The sequence below is a fragment of the Gluconobacter sp. P1D12_c genome, assembly GCF_018812105.1.
Lineage (GTDB): Bacteria > Pseudomonadota > Alphaproteobacteria > Acetobacterales > Acetobacteraceae > Gluconobacter > Gluconobacter oxydans_A.
Genome location: NZ_JACSIQ010000001.1, coordinates 414435 through 430246, shown reverse-complemented (window position 1 = coordinate 430246; position 15812 = coordinate 414435). Strand labels below are relative to the sequence as shown.

17 protein-coding genes are annotated in these 15812 nt (G+C 56.3%); all 17 read left to right on the top strand.

Annotation, left to right across the window (positions count from 1 at the left end):
• The first annotated feature begins 7 nt into the window (after positions 1 to 7).
• The gene (uppS, locus tag KP705_RS01920; protein WP_215763915.1) at positions 8 to 769 is read left to right on the top strand and encodes a polyprenyl diphosphate synthase; all 762 of its coding nucleotides are present in this window, start codon (positions 8 to 10) and stop codon (positions 767 to 769) included.
• The gene (locus tag KP705_RS01915) at positions 766 to 1614 is read left to right on the top strand and encodes a phosphatidate cytidylyltransferase (protein ID WP_046899784.1); all 849 of its coding nucleotides are present in this window, start codon (positions 766 to 768) and stop codon (positions 1612 to 1614) included. The genes uppS and KP705_RS01915 overlap by 4 nt, the downstream gene beginning before the upstream one ends.
• On the top strand, positions 1607 to 2830 hold the full coding sequence (gene dxr / locus KP705_RS01910; protein WP_046899783.1) for a 1-deoxy-D-xylulose-5-phosphate reductoisomerase: 1224 nt from the start codon (positions 1607 to 1609) through the stop codon (positions 2828 to 2830). Before KP705_RS01915 ends, dxr begins: the two co-directional genes overlap by 8 nt.
• The gene (gene rseP / locus KP705_RS01905; RefSeq protein ID WP_046899782.1) at positions 2823 to 3923 is read left to right on the top strand and encodes an RIP metalloprotease RseP; all 1101 of its coding nucleotides are present in this window, start codon (positions 2823 to 2825) and stop codon (positions 3921 to 3923) included. The genes dxr and rseP overlap by 8 nt, the downstream gene beginning before the upstream one ends.
• A 168-nt stretch (positions 3924 to 4091) precedes the next feature.
• Positions 4092 to 6560, top strand: a complete 2469-nt coding sequence (gene bamA, locus KP705_RS01900) for an outer membrane protein assembly factor BamA (RefSeq protein ID WP_046899781.1) — start codon at positions 4092 to 4094, stop codon at positions 6558 to 6560.
• Between the two features lie 58 nt (positions 6561 to 6618).
• Positions 6619 to 7530: an OmpH family outer membrane protein gene (locus tag KP705_RS01895; protein ID WP_215763899.1), complete on the top strand. Its 912-nt coding sequence runs from the start codon at positions 6619 to 6621 to the stop codon at positions 7528 to 7530.
• A gap of 11 nt (positions 7531 to 7541) precedes the next feature.
• Positions 7542 to 8603: a UDP-3-O-(3-hydroxymyristoyl)glucosamine N-acyltransferase gene (lpxD, locus tag KP705_RS01890; RefSeq protein ID WP_215763898.1), complete on the top strand. Its 1062-nt coding sequence runs from the start codon at positions 7542 to 7544 to the stop codon at positions 8601 to 8603.
• Between the two features lie 102 nt (positions 8604 to 8705).
• A complete protein-coding gene (gene fabZ / locus KP705_RS01885; protein ID WP_080951397.1) occupies positions 8706 to 9224 on the top strand; it encodes a 3-hydroxyacyl-ACP dehydratase FabZ in 519 nt (172 codons plus the stop codon).
• A 4-nt stretch (positions 9225 to 9228) separates the two neighbouring features.
• Positions 9229 to 10086 (top strand): acyl-ACP--UDP-N-acetylglucosamine O-acyltransferase, encoded by an 858-nt coding sequence (lpxA, locus tag KP705_RS01880; protein WP_215763897.1) that lies wholly within the window; start codon positions 9229 to 9231, stop codon positions 10084 to 10086.
• A 2-nt stretch (positions 10087 to 10088) separates the two neighbouring features.
• A complete protein-coding gene (locus KP705_RS01875) occupies positions 10089 to 10934 on the top strand; it encodes an LpxI family protein (protein ID WP_083956267.1) in 846 nt (281 codons plus the stop codon).
• A complete protein-coding gene (gene gloA, locus KP705_RS01870; RefSeq protein ID WP_046899777.1) occupies positions 10931 to 11320 on the top strand; it encodes a lactoylglutathione lyase in 390 nt (129 codons plus the stop codon). Before KP705_RS01875 ends, gloA begins: the two co-directional genes overlap by 4 nt.
• A 335-nt stretch (positions 11321 to 11655) precedes the next feature.
• Entirely contained in the window at positions 11656 to 11790 is a 135-nt protein-coding gene (gene rpmH, locus KP705_RS01865; RefSeq protein WP_010501271.1) for a 50S ribosomal protein L34, read from the top strand.
• A complete protein-coding gene (gene rnpA / locus KP705_RS01860; protein WP_046899775.1) occupies positions 11787 to 12134 on the top strand; it encodes a ribonuclease P protein component in 348 nt (115 codons plus the stop codon). Before rpmH ends, rnpA begins: the two co-directional genes overlap by 4 nt.
• Positions 12131 to 12379 carry a membrane protein insertion efficiency factor YidD gene (gene yidD, locus KP705_RS01855; RefSeq protein ID WP_046899774.1) on the top strand — a complete coding sequence of 83 codons (249 nt, stop codon included), beginning with the start codon at positions 12131 to 12133 and terminating at the stop codon, positions 12377 to 12379. Before rnpA ends, yidD begins: the two co-directional genes overlap by 4 nt.
• Positions 12380 to 12469: 90 nt before the next feature.
• Positions 12470 to 14191 (top strand): membrane protein insertase YidC, encoded by a 1722-nt coding sequence (yidC, locus tag KP705_RS01850; protein ID WP_215763896.1) that lies wholly within the window; start codon positions 12470 to 12472, stop codon positions 14189 to 14191.
• A gap of 6 nt (positions 14192 to 14197) precedes the next feature.
• Positions 14198 to 14878 carry a ribosome biogenesis GTP-binding protein YihA/YsxC gene (gene yihA / locus KP705_RS01845; protein WP_064273916.1) on the top strand — a complete coding sequence of 227 codons (681 nt, stop codon included), beginning with the start codon at positions 14198 to 14200 and terminating at the stop codon, positions 14876 to 14878.
• Positions 14875 to 15810 carry an acetylglutamate kinase gene (gene argB, locus KP705_RS01840; RefSeq protein WP_046899771.1) on the top strand — a complete coding sequence of 312 codons (936 nt, stop codon included), beginning with the start codon at positions 14875 to 14877 and terminating at the stop codon, positions 15808 to 15810. Before yihA ends, argB begins: the two co-directional genes overlap by 4 nt.
• Positions 15811 to 15812 lie beyond the last annotated feature (2 nt).

Below are 15812 nucleotides of genomic sequence, written 5' to 3'. Positions count from 1 at the left end.
GTTGACAATGGGATCTCTTCCTCAGGCCAGCACGCCATCTCTTTCATCTAGAGAGGGCGAAGGCGCCGCTGTTCCCGTCCATGTCGCCATGATCATGGACGGGAATGGGCGTTGGGCGCGCTCGCGCAATCTGCCAGTTGCAGCCGGACACCGGAAAGGTGCCGAGGCTGTGCAGGATTGCGTTCGTTCAGCCATTCGCCAGGGCGTACGCTATCTGACGCTGTATGCTTTTTCTTCGGAAAACTGGCGGCGGTCTGCTGAGGAAGTCGGTGACCTGACATCGCTCCTGCGTTTCTATCTGCGCCACAAGCTCAATGAATTGCATGAGCAGGGGGTGCGCTTGCGCGTTATAGGAGAACCTGAGCGGTTCGAAGGAGCATTGCGCGAGGAATTGCGCCGTGCGGAAGCAAAGACCGCTTCCAACACGACCCTGACTCTGACGCTCGCCCTGTCCTATGGCGGGCGAGCCGATATCGTTCAGGCGGCACGACGTCTTGCGGATCAGGTTGCCAATGGAACATTGGCATCGTCGGATATTACTGAGGAGCGTCTGGATCAGGCGCTTCAGACGTCCGATATGCCAGATCCGGATCTCGTTATTCGGACAAGTGGAGAATGTCGTCTCTCCAACTTTCTGCTCTGGCAGAGTGCTTACGCGGAACTGGTGTTCATGGACGTCTTGTGGCCGGATTTCGGGGAAGCTGAGTTCGTTCAGGCTCTCTCGCATTTTGCTGGACGGCAGCGCCGTTTTGGCGGTCGGCCAGCATGAGCGGATCTTCCCGGTGGTCTGATCTGAAGCTGCGTCTGACGTCAGCTGTCATTCTCGTTGTCGTTGCCGGGGGATGCCTCTGGCAAGGCGGCATGATCTATAATGCTCTCATCCTTCTGGCCATGTTCGGGCTGGTTTGGGAAGGGCTTACCCTCATCAAGCAGCCATTATACACTTGGCGGGGCGTCCTCCTTCTTCTCTGGCCGATGGTATCTGGGGTTGCGGCCCTTCGCGGTGAATGGAGCGGCGCATTCTGGATGGTTTGGCCAAGCCTCATTTTTGGTATTCCAGCCTGTATTCCTGTTGTCGTCTCCATTCTGGGCGGTCTCTCGCTCCTCTGGCTTCGACATTTGCCCTATGGTTTGGAGAGCGTTCTGTTCGTGCTGTGCGTTGTGATTGCCAGCGACAGTTTTGCTTATCTGACAGGCCGCATCTTTGGTGGCCCTAAATTGGCCCCTTCAATTTCTCCCGGAAAAACCCGCTCGGGCGCAATTGGCGGCCTGATCGGTGCGTCTTTTGCCGGGGGAATGGTGGCGTGGCTATCTGGAGCAGGTTTTGTGGGTGGTGGTCTCCTGTGGGGCGCGGTTCTGGGTGTTTTCTCCCAGAGTGGTGATCTGCTTGAAAGTGCGGCCAAGCGTAGACTGAACGTCAAGGATTCCGGCCGTCTGATTCCAGGTCATGGCGGCCTGCTGGATCGTTTTGATGGCCTACTGGCTGCGGCACCGCTTGCCGCGCTTTTGTCACTGGCAGTTGCAGGGCAGGTGTTCTGGTCTGCCACTCCTGCGGATCTGATAGGCGGGTCTGCGCATCGTATCATTCCTCAGGGGGACTCTTCTCATGATTGACGGTTCTGTGGCCAAGCCTCGGCGGATCAGTGTTCTAGGCAGTACAGGTAGCATCGGGACTTCGACGGTCGATCTACTCAAGCAGATGGGCGGCGATATTGAAGTGCGAGCGCTGGTCGGGGGGCGTAATGTGGCCCTTCTTGCGGAGCAGGCTCGTGAACTTCGCGCTGAAATTGCTGTCATTCACGATGAGAGCTTGCACGATGATCTGAAAGCACGGTTGGCAGGGAGCGGTATCCGCACCGCAGCCGGGCGCCAGGCCGTTATCGAGGCCGGTGCGATGGAAGCGGACTGGACCATGGCTGCCATCACAGGTGCAGCGGGTCTGGAGCCAACACTTGCTGCCGCACGCAATGGTCATGCAATCGCGCTCGCCAACAAGGAAGCTCTCGTCTGTGCGGGCGATGTGATGCTCCGGGCTGTTGGCGAAGCTGGCGCGACACTTCTTCCAGTCGATTCAGAGCATAATGCGATCGCCCAGGCCCTCGGTGGTTGTGACATGAGTACGGTCGAAAAGATTGTGCTGACAGCTTCAGGCGGTCCCTTCCGTCAGTCCACTCTGGAAGAGATGCGTGATGCGACGCTTGAAAAGGCGTTGAAGCATCCTACCTGGACGATGGGTGCGAAAATCACGATTGATTCGGCTTCCATGGCCAATAAGGGCCTGGAGGTTATTGAGGCCGCACGTCTGTTTGGTCTGACAGAAGACCGGATTGATGTTCTGGTGCACCCTCAGTCTGTGGTGCATGGGCTTGTTCAGTTCCGGGATGGCAGTCTGGTCGCGCAGATGGGGTCAGCAGACATGCGTATCCCCATCGCTCACACTCTTGCATGGCCTGACCGCATGGAAACACCATGCCAGCGCCTGGATCTGACGGCTTTCGGGCGCCTCGATTTCGAGGCCCCAGATGAGACGCGTTTTATTCCCCTACGACTTGCCCGTCAGGTTCTCAGGGCAGGAGGGGCTGCTCCCGCAGTTTTTTCAGCAGCCAACGAAGTTGCCGTGGACGCTTTTCTGAACCGTCGGATAGGATTCCTTGGTATTGGTGAAACCATCGATAGCGCTCTTCAGGCCATGACGGAAAATCCTGAACTGACGACGCTGGATGAAGTCCTGGAATGGGATGCGCGCGGTCGGGCATTGGCAGAAGAGCATATTCTTCGCGAAAGCGGCCGACTGCGGAACACAGTAAGCGAGACTGCCCTGCATGCATGATTTTCTGCGTACCATTCTTGCCTATGTTCTGATTCTTGGTGTTCTCGTGTTTATCCACGAGCTTGGCCATTACCTTGCTGCTCGGTGGCGCGGGGTAAAGGTTGAGACATTCTCCATCGGTTTTGGGCCGGCTCTTCGCCGGTGGCATGACAAATCCGGCACTGAATGGCGCCTGAGTGCGATTCCACTTGGTGGGTATGTCAAACCGCACGGGTTTGAAGGCCCAGACGATGCCACGGATGAGCAGAAAGCAGCCTGGATTCCTGGGCGTACCTTTCATGACAAGCCTGTCGGTTCCCGCGCGCTGGTGATCGTAATGGGGCCTGTTTTCAATTTTCTATTTGCGATTGTGGCGTTTACCCTGCTGTTCGCAACGGTGGGAAAGCCGCAGCTTCGCGGGGATATTTCCCAGGTTGTGGCAGGCAGTGCCGCAGAGAAGGCGGGTGTAAAAACAGGTGATGTCATTACCCGGATTGGCTCGCTGTCCATTTCCGGTCCTGAAGATGTCATGGGGACAGTAGCGGCACGACCAGGCGCTGAGACCACACTTGAAGTGCGTCGGAATGGCCAGGATCTGAGGTTGCCCGTGACAATTGGCAGCGTAAAGGCTGGCTCCCATCCGACTGGTGTTCTGGGCGTTGGTTTTGCGGCCTCTCCCGGAAAACCGGTTTCGCCGATCAAAGCTGCGGTAATGGGTGTTCAGGAAACCTGGACCATGTCGGTGCGGACGTTGCAGGGCGTCTGGCAGATCATTTCCGGGCAGCGCAGTGCACGGGAGCTGGGCGGAACAATCCGAATCGCGCAGATCTCCGGACAGGTTGCCAGCTATGGCATGGCCAGTATTGTGTCGTTCATGGCGCTTCTTTCCATCAATCTGGGGCTGATTAATCTGTTTCCGATCCCGGTTCTCGATGGTGGACGACTGATCTTTTATGCTGTCGAAGCCATTAAGGGACGCCCTGTTTCACGCCGTGTTCAGGAAGTCAGTATGCAGGTCGGAATGGCGCTTATTGGCGCGCTTTTCCTCTTTTCAACAGTGAATGATCTCACGAATCTGGGTCTGTTTCACTGGATGTTTCACGCCGGAAGCTAATGTGAGATACGCCCGGTAACTCTTCGTGAGTGAAGGGAGATCTTGCATGGTGGGGGGATTTTCGGATACCTCCGCCAATGGCGTAGCGTGTCAGGCGCCTGCGAAAAATCTGTTACAAGGAAAACCGGTTTGTCAGGATCACGGTCAAGAGGTTCCCGGTCCCCGAACATGCGTTTGATGCTGCTGGCATCCGCATGTCTTCTCCCGACCGCTCTCGGTGTGGCGGAGGCCCGCTCTGCTCGTCAGCACCAGACATCAGGTGCAACCTCAGGCAACAACGTGATCCAGGCCATTTCGGTCACTGGTAACACGCGTATTGAGACCAGTACGGTTCTGTCGTACATGGTTGCTCAGCCGGGTGACTCTTTCAATCAGGACGATCTGGATCGCTCCCTGAAGACGCTCTATGCAACGGGCCTTTTCAAGGATGTCACCCTTCACCGCGATGGTAATACGCTGCTGGTGAATCTGGTTGAAAATCCGATCGTCAATCGTATTGTCTTCGAAGGCAATCATGCCCTGAAGGATGAGGACCTCCGCAAGGAAATCAGTCTTCGTCCTCGTGCGGTATTTTCGTCTCAGACCACGGCTGCCGACCGCCAGAAGATTTTGAATCAGTATGCGGGCAAGGCGCGTTTCGGCGCGACAGTCACGCCGCAGATTATCAAGCTCTCTCACAACCGTGTCGATGTTGTTTTCAAGATCAATGAAGCTCAGCAGACGCTGATCCACAAGATCGTTTTTGTTGGCAACCACGCTTTCAGTGAAGCACGTCTGGCGCAGGTGATCTCGTCCAAGGAGAATACCTGGTATCGCTTCTTCTCATCCTCGGATGAGTATAATCCTGAGCGTATCAAGTACGATGCGGAGCTTCTGCGCCGCTTCTATCTCCATAACGGATTTGTCGATTTCCATATGATCGACGCGACGGGTGAGCTTTCCCCTGATCACAAGTCGTTTTATGTGACGTTCACCATTCATGAAGGTGAACAGTATCGCATTGGTAAGATGGACGTTCGCTCCAGCGTGCGTCGTGTAACGCCGGAAATGATGCGCAAGCACATCGAGCTGTTCAAGCATCAGATCTATGATGGCACAGCCATCCAACATAACACGACAAACATGCAGGAGTGGTTGCAGGCACAGGGGCATCCGTTTGCGATGGTGCGCTCTGAAATCGCCCGTAATCCGGAAAAGCGGATTGTGGACCTTCTGTTTGATGTGACTGAAGGGCCGCACGTGTATGTCGAGCGTATCGACATCAACGGCAATACCATTACCCGGGATAACGTGATCCGACGCAACCTGCCCATGGCAGAGGGCGACCCGTACACCCCGTTTGACAAGAAATATTCCAAGCTGGCCCTTCAGGACCTCGGATATTTCAGCACTGTGTCTGTTGATCAGACACAGGGCTCCGCTCCTGACCGTGTGAACGTGTCTGCCAACGTGGTCGAGAAGCCGACAGGTGAGTTCTCACTGGGTGGTGGTTACTCCACAGACGTTGGTGTGCTGGGTAATGCGTCCATCAAGCAGCACAACATGCTTGGCACGGGTATCGACGCCGGTATCTCGGGTACGGTTGCGTACTATGAGAAGCAGGCTGACATCTCCATTACGGATCCGTACTTCCTGAACCGTAACTTGGTGGCTGGTGCTGATTTCTACTTCATCCAGAACAACTACCAGACGTATCAGAGCTACAAAGAATCCCAGTACGGTATGAGCCTGCGTCTTGGGTATGCGTATAACCGCTATCTGTCGCAGTCCTTCAGCTACACGCTGGTCGATCGTCAGGTTGGCAACTTCTATGATGCCGCAACGGTTGCAGCTGACCCGTCCTATATCGAATGGGTGCCGTCTGTTTACGTTCAGCAGTCTGCAGGTTGGTCGCTTCTGTCGCAGCTGAGCACCTCCCTGACCTATGACCGCCGTGACCGTCGTATGAATCCTCATGACGGGTACATGATGAAGCTGGGTGGTGATTTCGCGGGTGTCGGCGGAAATGCCAAATACTACCGTGTGAAGGCTGATGGCGCGTACTACCTGCCGCTGGACAGCATTACCGGCAGCCATGACTGGACCATGCAGTTCAAGGGCGGCGTTGGTTACATGGGTGACTGGGATTCCAACAGCAAGCGCAACATCATTGATAACTTCTATCTTGGTGGTGAAAACCTGCGAGGCTTCCTGCAGGGTGGTGTAGGCCCGCGTTCTGGCCACATCTGTACGGGAGCATACGTTAGTGGCTCCTGCCCAACGCTTGATTATCTTCCGCGTCAGGGTCAGGAAGATCTTCTGGGTGGCCGTTTCATGTACACGGCTTCTGCACAGCTGAATTTCCCGATGCCTATGGGTGACGATCTCGGTATTTCCGGTCGTTATTTCGTCGATGCTGGTAGCCTGTCGAGCGTACGTGTGCAGAAGAAGTACACGGACTATTCTCGCCGCTTCGAGGCCGGGTATCCTTATACCCCAATCAATGGTGACACCATGATCCCGCGTGTTTCCACGGGTCTTGGTATTTCCTGGAAGAGCCCGTTCGGCCTTGTGAATATTGATGGTGCCATTCCGTTGCGTAAGGAAAAGGGCGATCGTCTTTACCCGCTGCGCTTTGGCTTCGGACAGCAGTTCTAAGAACTGCGTGTCTGATTTCGAGCTCCAAGCAATTCCATCCCCTTTCCCAGAGGTGGTTATGACCTTTATTTCCCTGATGCGCCCGGCTTCGGTCGGTGCGCTTCTGGCTGCGACGGTTCTTGCTGTTGCACCCGCTGCTCACGCCCAGGCCGCCAACAACGGTGGATGGTTCGTTCCCAAGGCCGCACATCCGGATGCACCGGCTGCTGCACGTCCGGCACCTCGCCGGAGTGTGCCCATGGCTGAGGCGCCCGTTGAAGACGAGCAGGCTGCTCCGAATGCGCAACAGGCTCCCCCGGTTCTGCCGTTGCCGCCGATCCCTAATCCGCCGACTGTTGCGAAGGGTGCTCCGCCGCCAGCTGCGGTCATTGGCGTGATCAATGTTCAGGCTGTCATGCAGATGTCATCTGCTGCGCAGGAGATCCAGCAGGTTCTTGGCGCACGTCGTGACAAGCTGGCACAGGCGGTGCAGCGTGAAGAGGGCGCCTGGCGCGGCGAGCAGCAGAAACTGCAATCCGAAGCCCGCAGTCTTACAGCTGATCAAATCCAGCTTCGTGAGCGCCATCTTCAGGAGCGTCGCGCCAAGGATCAGCGCGATTTTGGCAATCAGGCCCGTATTGTTCAGGAAGCTGCGCAGGTCGCCTTCCACCAGATCGAGCGTGAGCTTGAACAGGGTAACGGCATCATTGCCGCCGTTGCTGGTGCGCATAACATGAACCTGGTTCTGCATGCCGAGCAGGTTGTCCTGCACGTGGGCGAGCAGGACATCACGGAAGAAGTGGCAAACCAGCTGAACAAGACGCTGCCACACGTGTTTATTCCTGACGAAGGCGTTGATCCTGAGCAACTTGCCAAGTCTGGCAAAATGCCAACGACGGCAGACGAACAGCGTGCACCGCAAGGGCCTGAACAGGTAGCGCCGGCTTCGGCTCCAGCGCAGCCTGAGTCCGTTCTCCGGCAGCATCACTGAGGCCTGATCCCGTGGCTGATAAGGTACTCACCGAAAACCGACCTGGTGATGAGCGCTTCTTCCTGAGAGCTGGACCTTTCAGTCTGGCTCATCTAGCGGAAGTATCGGGAAGCGAGGTTCGTCCTGCTGTTGAAGGGCAGGGGGATCAAGTCAATTTCCGCGGGGTTGCCCCATTGCACGTTGCGGGGCCGGAAGACGTGAGTTTTCTGGATAATCGCCGCTACCTCCCTCTTCTGGAAAAAACGCGTGCAGGCGTGGTCATTCTTGCGCCGGCTTTTGTCGATAAGCTGCCAGCACGTACGGCGGGCCTTGTCTGCAAAACGCCTTACCTTGCATGGGCACGTATTGCAGCACTCTTTCATCCTGCACCATCATCGACGGGTGTTCGCCATCCTTCGGCTTATGTCAGTGAGACGGCTGAGATCGGCGAGAATGTCGAGATCGGGGCTTTCGCGGTTGTCGAAGACGGCGCGAAAATTGGCTCCGGCACGCTGATTGGCGCGCATGCCGTGATTGGCCGGAGTGTCGAGCTCGGTGAGCGTTGCCGCATTGGCAGCCATGTCAGTTTGACGCACGCCCGTGTCGGGAACAGGGTAACATTGTATCCCGGCGCCCGCATCGGTCAGGACGGATTTGGTTTTGCTGTCGGCCCTGCTGGTTTCGAGACCGTGCCGCAGCTTGGTCTGGTTGTCATTGAGGACGACGTTGAGATCGGTGCTAACTCAACGATTGATCGTGGCTCCATGCGCGATACGATCATTGGGGCAGGCACGCGGATCGATAATCTCGTTCAGATTGGACACAATGCCCAGCTCGGAAAGTGCTGCATTGTTGTTTCACAGGCTGGTATTTCCGGTTCGACCGAACTGGGTGACTTCGTCACAATCGCTGCTCAGGCCGGCCTGATTGGTCATATCAAGATTGGTGACAAGGCCCGTGTTGGTGCTCAGTGCGGTGTCATGTCTGACGTGGATGCGGGAGCGGACGTTATCGGCAGCCCCGCCATGCCCTTCCGGGAATTCTTCCGAAACGTAGCCACTTTGCGGAAGCTCTCTCGCAAAAGCGGCGACTGACCTTTCCGGTGACGGATGGTATCCCGGAGCCAGTTTTGCTAAGGGAGGCCATCCGCACTGCTCGGAGAGCAGAAAACTGACAAAATTTTCCCTTAGAAGGGCATGGTGAACAAAATGGATCGAGTGGACGCTCCGGCTGAAAAGACGACCCCGGCAGAAGGGGCTTCGGGAACGCACCAGGTTCCTGAGAGCATCGACATTCTGCAGATCATGCAGGCGATCCCTCATCGCTATCCGTTCCTGCTGATCGACAAGATGCAGGAAATCAAAGCTGGTGAGTCCGCTGTTGGCATCAAGAATGTCACGGTGAACGAGCCCTTCTTTCAGGGGCACTTTCCTTCCCATCCGGTGATGCCAGGTGTTCTGATCATCGAAGCCATGGCTCAGACAGCAGCAACGCTCGTTGTCCTGACGCTGGGCAAGGCCTTCGAAGGAAAGCTGGTGTATTTCATGACCATTGAAGGCGCCAAGTTCCGCCGTCCGGTTGGGCCGGGTGATCAGCTTCGTATTGAGGTGGTCAAGGAACGGTCCCGGGCGAACGTTTGGAAATTCAAAGGTACTGCACGTGTTGACGGGGTTGCTGTTGCAGAGGCAACCTTCAGTGCCATGATCATGGGCTGAACTGATGCAGATTGCAGGAAAACGATCCGATAGCGCTGAGATTCACGCGACTGCTCTTGTCGATGAACGTGCCCGAATTGGGGAAAATGTTCGCATTGGCCCCTGGTGCATCGTCGGGCCTCATGTGACACTTGGCGACGGTGTGCACCTGCATGCTTCGGTGATTGTCGATGGGCACACGACACTGCGTGAGGAAGTGGAAATCTATCCGTTCGTCACGATTGGGATGGCTCCGCAAGACCTCAAATATGCTGGTGAGCCGACACTGTGTGAAATCGGCGCGAAAACCATCATCCGTGAAAACGTCACCATTCATCGTGGAACGGCGCAGGGACATGCACTGACGAAAATCGGTGCGTCCTGCCTGATCATGGCGAATGCTCATGTGGCGCATGACTGTGTTCTCGGTGATCGTGTGATTATCGTAAACAATGTTGTCATGGGCGGTCATGTCGAGATTGCTGATGATGCCAAGGTCATGGGGTCAGCAGCGCTCCATCAGTTCGTGCGCATTGGTCGCGGGGCTGTTGTGGGTGGCGTTTGCGGCGTTGAGATGGATGTCATCCCCTATGGAAGTGTTCTCGGGAACCGCGCCCGTTTGGTCGGTCTGAATTGGATCGGGTTGAAGCGGTCTGGTGTGGGCCCGGAAGAAATGCAGGCCATGCGTCGTGCGTTCCGGACGCTTTATCCGCGTCATGGCAGTACGGATGTGGTGCTTGAAGCCCGACTTGCGGACGTGCGCCGTGAATATGGGCATTTGCAGCGCATTGCTGAAATGCTGGACTTTATGGAAGCGCCAAGCCGTCGCGGGCTGACACGTGTGGCCCGTAATGAGGGGCTTTCCGAAACCGAAGGAGCCTGAGCGTGATGGGGGCAGGTTGCGTCGGTATTTTGGCCGGGGCGGGCCCCTTGCCTGCAAAGGTCGCTGCGGCGGCTCTGGAAAAGGGGAAGTCGGTTTTCGTGGTCGGCTTTCGTGATTTCGCGGACATGGCCCGCCTGGCACCGTATCCACATGAAATCATCCGCCTCGCTGCTGTAGGAGAAATCCTAACAGCCCTTAAAAAGCATGGATGCCGGGAGCTGGTTCTGATCGGACCGGTTCGGCGCCCTGCATGGCGTGACCTTCGCCCTGATGCGGAAGGGGCGCGTGTTCTTGCACGTCTGGGACGCGCAATCTTCCTTGGCGACGACGGGCTTCTCGGAGCAGTTGTGCGCGTGCTCGGGGAAGAAGGGTTCATTGTTCGTGGCGCCCACGAATTCCTTGATCATGCTACCGGTAAAAGCGGGACGCTTGGTCGCGTTGTGCCGGACGAACAGGCGCGTCAGGACATAGCGCGTGGTGTTCAGGTGCTGCGGGCCATGGCTGCGCTGGATATCGGGCAGGGGTGTGTCGTTCAGAGCGGTCTGGTTCTGGCTGTCGAAGCTCTTGAGGGTACGGATGCCATGCTGGGACGCTGCGGCAAACTGATGCAGGCTGGCAGTGGCGGCGTTCTTATCAAAATGCCTAAAAGCGGACAGGACCTGAGGGCAGATATGCCGACAATAGGTCCTGAGACGCTGGAAAATGCGGCCCGGAACGGATTGCGGGGCGTCGCGTTTCAGCCTGGTGTCACGTTGTTGACAGACCCTGACCGCTGCGTCGCCTTGGCTGACCGATACGGGCTATTCCTTTACGGGCTGACAAGCGAAGATCTGAAAGAAGAAAAATGAGCACATTTCTGCACACGATGGTTCGTATTCGAGACATTGATCGCAGTCTGGCGTTCTACAGCCTTCTTGGCATGAAAGAACTGCGCCGCAAGGAAGTTCGTGAAGGCCGTTACACACTCGTTTTCATTGGATTCGCTGATAATGAGAACGGACAGGCTGAAATTGAGCTGACCTATAACTGGGATCAGGAAACGGATTACGACGTCGGTACGGGATTCGGCCATTTCGCGATTGGCGTGCCGGATGTGGCTGCGCTTGTAGAGGCTGTTCGGATCGGCGGCGGCAAAGTGACCCGTGAAGCCGGGCCACTGAAGTTCGGCACGATCATCATTGCCTTCGTGGAAGATCCAGACGGCTACAAGATCGAGCTTATTGAGAAGAAGTAGGTTTCTTCAGGAGGTGCAGTGCTTTTTCCAGCGCCTCGACAATTGTTCCTGCATGTTTTCTGACGGATTCGTCTGAATGGGATGTCAGGATGTCCGCACACAGCATTGCCGGGGACAGGGCATTTCGCAGATCATGTCGAAATGCTTTGGAGTCGTCAGTTGATGACGGTGGTAGAGCGGGATTCTGGCTCATATCCTTAAGTTCCTGAGGGTGTAGTATTGACAGGAGAGGGTCGGGTGAGTACAAGCCCGGGTCTCATTCACCGGGCGTTTCGTGCGCCCGATCGACGCGGATGTCCAGAGAGGCGTCTGCATGGTTTTAAAGGATCGATGTCATGAAGCGCACGTATCAACCCTCCAAGCTGGTTCGTAAGCGTCGTCACGGTTTCCGTGCACGTAGTGCTACAGTCGGTGGCCGCCGCGTGCTGGCAAACCGTCGCACCAAGGGCCGCTCGAAGCTCTCCGCCTGAGCCGGAACCACACAGCTGGCCGCCTGAAAAAGCGGCCGCAGTTTCTGCGTGTTGCCGGGAAGGGGCGTAAAGTCGCTACCCCGGGAATGGTTGTGCAGATGCTGCAGGATGATAGCCAGCCTGATAGCCGTGTCGGCTTTACCGTCACGAAAAAGGTTGGAAACTCTGTCATCCGTAACCGCACAAAACGCCGCCTTCGTGAGGCGTTACGTCTTGTAGCGCGTGAGGACGGTCTTCCTTCGGGAGACTTTGTCCTGATCGGCCGCGATGGAACGCGCCGACGAGAATTCCCCCTTCTTCAGGATGATCTTCGTAAAGCGCTCCGCAAGGGCTTGGAAAAATGACACGCCTTTTCAATAAGGCTGTTACCATTTTCCTGCTTGCGTTGATTGACGCTTACAAGCTCTTCATCAGTCCCTATCTGGGCCGAAACTGTCGTTTTGAACCCGGGTGCAGCACCTATGCCATCATGGCGATCAAGGGGCATGGGCCTGTTCGGGGCGGCTGGCTGGCATTGAAGAGAATCCTCCGCTGTCACCCCTGGTCAAAAGGGGGATGTGACCTCCCGCCCGAGGCTCATCGGCATTAAAAACGCGTGCGCCTATTGTTTTGGTAACGGTTTTCGGCCACTTGAGGCTCAGCATTCCTCCGTTAGAGACGAAAGACCGGCATCAGCCCGATGGAAATCAAGCGCATCATTGCGGCCATTATCCTCTCGGCCCTCATCCTGATCGGTTTCGACTATTTCATGCCGAAACCCCGTCCGGACAGTCATCCGGCTGTGACGCAAACCACTGCGACACAGTCTCCGTCCACTCCGGCTGTTGCTGGTCCGGCTCAGGCCTCGCCTGAATCGGAAGTGGTCGCTCGTCGCATTGCGATTACCAGCGACGACGTGCAGGGCTCCCTGAACCTCAAGGGTGCGCTTCTGGATGATGCGGTGCTGACGAAGTACCGTGCCACTCTTGCAAAGGACAGCCCGCTTGTCCGTCTGCTGGACAAGCCCGGCAGCGAGCATCCGAACTTCTTCGTAATTGGCTGGAGCAACGCTCCGGGGTCCAATGCGAAGGTTCCGGATCTGAACACGGTCTGGACCAGTGCAGACGAGGCACTCTCTCCTGGCCACCCTGTCACACTGACATGGGATAACGGCGAAGGTCTGATTTTCTCGATCCACCTTTCAGTTGATGAGCATTATATGTTCTCGGCTGTGCAGTCGGTGGAGAATCATTCCTCCCAGCCTGTTGCGCTGCTTCCGTTCCAGCGTGTGCAGCGTGACTATCAGGCTCCGGAAGGTTTCTGGACGGCACATGAAGGCCCTATTGCCGTCATGGACGGTCGCCTGAACGACGAGACCTACAAGAATGTTCGTAAGGGTGCTGAGCATCCTGATCACACGTTCTGGGCCAAGGGTGGCACAGGTGGCTGGGGTGGTATCAGCGACAAGTACTGGCTCACGGCTGTTGCTCCTGAGTCTACGTCTTCTGTCACTGCGAGCTTTGCTTACGTTCCGGAAAACGCAGGGTCCTATCGTATCGGTTTCGTGTCTCAGGCCCCGCAGCAGATCATGCCGAATCGCACGGTTACGCAGACGAGCCATCTTTTTGCTGGTGCAAAGGTGCCAAGCCTTCTGCAGGCTTACAGCAGCAACCTGCACATTACGGATTTTGACAAAGCCATCGACTTTGGCTGGTTCAGCTTTCTGACACGTCCGATCCTGTATCTGCTGCACTGGCTGTATCTGCACCTGGGCAATTTCGGTCTGGCGCTGATGGCGCTCACGCTGATCGTCAAGATTGTGCTCTTTCCGTTGGCATCCAAGGCGGCAGGATCTTCAGCGCGCATGCGTCTACTGGCCCCGAAGATCAAGGAGATCCGTGAGAAGAACAAGGACGACCCGATGGTGATGAACCAGAAGGTCATGGCGCTCTACCGCGAAGAGGGTGTTAGCCCTGCCAGTGGGTGCCTTCCTGTTCTGATCCAGGCTCCAATCTTCTTCTGCCTCTACAAGATGCTGAACATCAGCATTGACGAGCGTCATGCCCCGTTCTTCGGCTGGATTCACGATCTGTCCGTCCCAGATCCGACGAACATCTTTAACCTGTTTGGTCTGATCCCCTTCGACCCGACTGTGTATTTCTCCTTCCTGCATGTCAGTATCTGGGGAGCCGCACTGGGTGTGACTTTCTGGCTGCTTCAGCGCCAGACAATGGTCAGCATGGACCCGGCTCAGGCCCGCATCATGCAGTTCATGCCGCTGGTCTATGTATTCGTGATGTCCAATTTCCCGGCCAGCCTTCTGGTTTACTATACGTGGAACAACCTGCTGACGTTCGCCCAGCAGTCCTTCATTCAGAGCCGTGCCAAGCTGCCGGTTCCTGTTACTAAAAGTGGGCGCTGAGACACCATGAAAGAAGCCGCTGGCCCTCCTACCCCTGAACAGATCGAAGACGGTCGCCTGCTCTTCGCAGGGGAGTGCGAGTTCTTTTTTGGTTCACAGAAGATCGACCAGCTTCCGCCGGTCGGTCGGCCGGAAGTTGCTTTTGCCGGGCGTTCTAATGTTGGCAAGTCCAGCATCATCAACGCCCTGACCGGGCGTCGTGCGCTGGCAAGAGCATCTTCGGAGCCGGGACGCACCAAGCAGCTCAACTTCTTTAATCTGGCTGATCGCATTTCTCTCGTAGATATGCCCGGTTACGGTTTCGCGAAGGCTGCGAAATCCGTCAAGGAAGACTGGCAGAACATGATGTTCGCCTATCTTCGTGGACGGACCACGCTGGCCCGAGTCATTCTGCTTCTGGATGCGCGGATTGAGATCAAGCAGTCCGACAGGGACGTCATGGATCTGCTAGGGCGTGCGGCTGTGGTGTTTCAGATTGTACTCACCAAGTGCGATCAGGTTCGACCGACTGCACTGAAAGCCAAGATAGCGGAAGTTGAAGCGCTCGCTCTCAAGCAGGCTGCGGCCTACCCACGGATCGTCTGCACCAGCAGCCAGACCGGGGAAGGGATTGAAGATCTCCGGGCGGAGATTGCCCGTTTTGCAGATCCTGTTCAGACGTCAGGGGAAGGAGATGTCCGGCCATGAGTAAAAAGACCCACAGTGAAAAACTGCCGGAAATCCCTCCGGCGGTGAATATGGATGATGCCCAGCAGCAGGCGGCCATTCTTGCGAGCGCATTGCCATTTCTGCGCCGTTATGCCGGTGACACGATCGTCGTGAAATACGGTGGTCATGCAATGGGAGAAGGCAAACTTGCCAGTGCTTTCGGCTATGACATTGCTCTGCTGAAACTGGTCGGGATCAATCCGATCGTTGTGCATGGTGGTGGTCCTCAGATCAGCTCCATGCTGGATCGTCTCAATATTCGTTCAGAGTTTGTGGATGGTCTGCGCGTTACCGATAGTGCCATGGTCGATGTGATCGAGATGGTTCTGGCCGGGAGTGTAAACAAGCAGGTTGCCCAGCTTATAAACAGTGCTGGCGCGATGGCTGTCGGAATTTCGGGCAAGGATGGGAGCCTTATCCAAGCCCGTAAAGTCACCCGTACGCGGCGTGATCCGGACAGCCAGATCGAGAGCGTCATTGACCTCGGTTTCGTGGGGCAACCTGAGAAGATTGATCCGCGCGTTCTTTATGCTCTGCTCGGCTCAGGTCTTATCCCCGTGATTGCGCCTGTGGGTGCTGGCGAGAATGGTGAGACCTACAATATCAATGCCGACACGGCAGCAGGCGCGATTGCCGGTGCAGTTCATGCATCACGACTACTGATGCTGACAGACGTTCCGGGCGTGCTGGATCGTGAGGGTAAGCTGATTGAAGAGCTCAGCGCGGAAGAAGCGCGCAACCTCATCAATGATGGCACGATTTCTGGCGGCATGATCCCGAAAGTTGAGACCTGTCTGGACGCTGTTCAGAGCGGTGCCAAGGCTGCGGTTATTCTCGACGGTCGCGTGCCTCACACCTGCCTTCTGGAACTCTTTACCCGAGCAGGCCCAGGAACTCTCATTAAAGCCTGATG

Excerpts from the sequence above, each read along its gene's own strand:
- uppS (WP_215763915.1), top strand. The coding sequence starts at position 8 with ATGGGATCTCTTCCTCAGGCCAGCACGCCATCTCTTTCATCTAGAGAG.
- KP705_RS01915 (WP_046899784.1), top strand. The coding sequence starts at position 766 with ATGAGCGGATCTTCCCGGTGGTCTGATCTGAAGCTGCGTCTGACGTCA.
- dxr (WP_046899783.1), top strand. The coding sequence starts at position 1,607 with ATGATTGACGGTTCTGTGGCCAAGCCTCGGCGGATCAGTGTTCTAGGC.
- rseP (WP_046899782.1), top strand. The coding sequence starts at position 2,823 with ATGCATGATTTTCTGCGTACCATTCTTGCCTATGTTCTGATTCTTGGT.
- bamA (WP_046899781.1), top strand. The coding sequence starts at position 4,092 with ATGCGTTTGATGCTGCTGGCATCCGCATGTCTTCTCCCGACCGCTCTC.
- KP705_RS01895 (WP_215763899.1), top strand. The coding sequence starts at position 6,619 with ATGACCTTTATTTCCCTGATGCGCCCGGCTTCGGTCGGTGCGCTTCTG.
- fabZ (WP_080951397.1), top strand. The coding sequence starts at position 8,706 with ATGGTGAACAAAATGGATCGAGTGGACGCTCCGGCTGAAAAGACGACC.
- lpxA (WP_215763897.1), top strand. The coding sequence starts at position 9,229 with ATGCAGATTGCAGGAAAACGATCCGATAGCGCTGAGATTCACGCGACT.
- gloA (WP_046899777.1), top strand. The coding sequence starts at position 10,931 with ATGAGCACATTTCTGCACACGATGGTTCGTATTCGAGACATTGATCGC.
- rpmH (WP_010501271.1), top strand. The coding sequence starts at position 11,656 with ATGAAGCGCACGTATCAACCCTCCAAGCTGGTTCGTAAGCGTCGTCAC.
- yidD (WP_046899774.1), top strand. The coding sequence starts at position 12,131 with ATGACACGCCTTTTCAATAAGGCTGTTACCATTTTCCTGCTTGCGTTG.
- yidC (WP_215763896.1), top strand. The coding sequence starts at position 12,470 with ATGGAAATCAAGCGCATCATTGCGGCCATTATCCTCTCGGCCCTCATC.
- yihA (WP_064273916.1), top strand. The coding sequence starts at position 14,198 with ATGAAAGAAGCCGCTGGCCCTCCTACCCCTGAACAGATCGAAGACGGT.
- argB (WP_046899771.1), top strand. The coding sequence starts at position 14,875 with ATGAGTAAAAAGACCCACAGTGAAAAACTGCCGGAAATCCCTCCGGCG.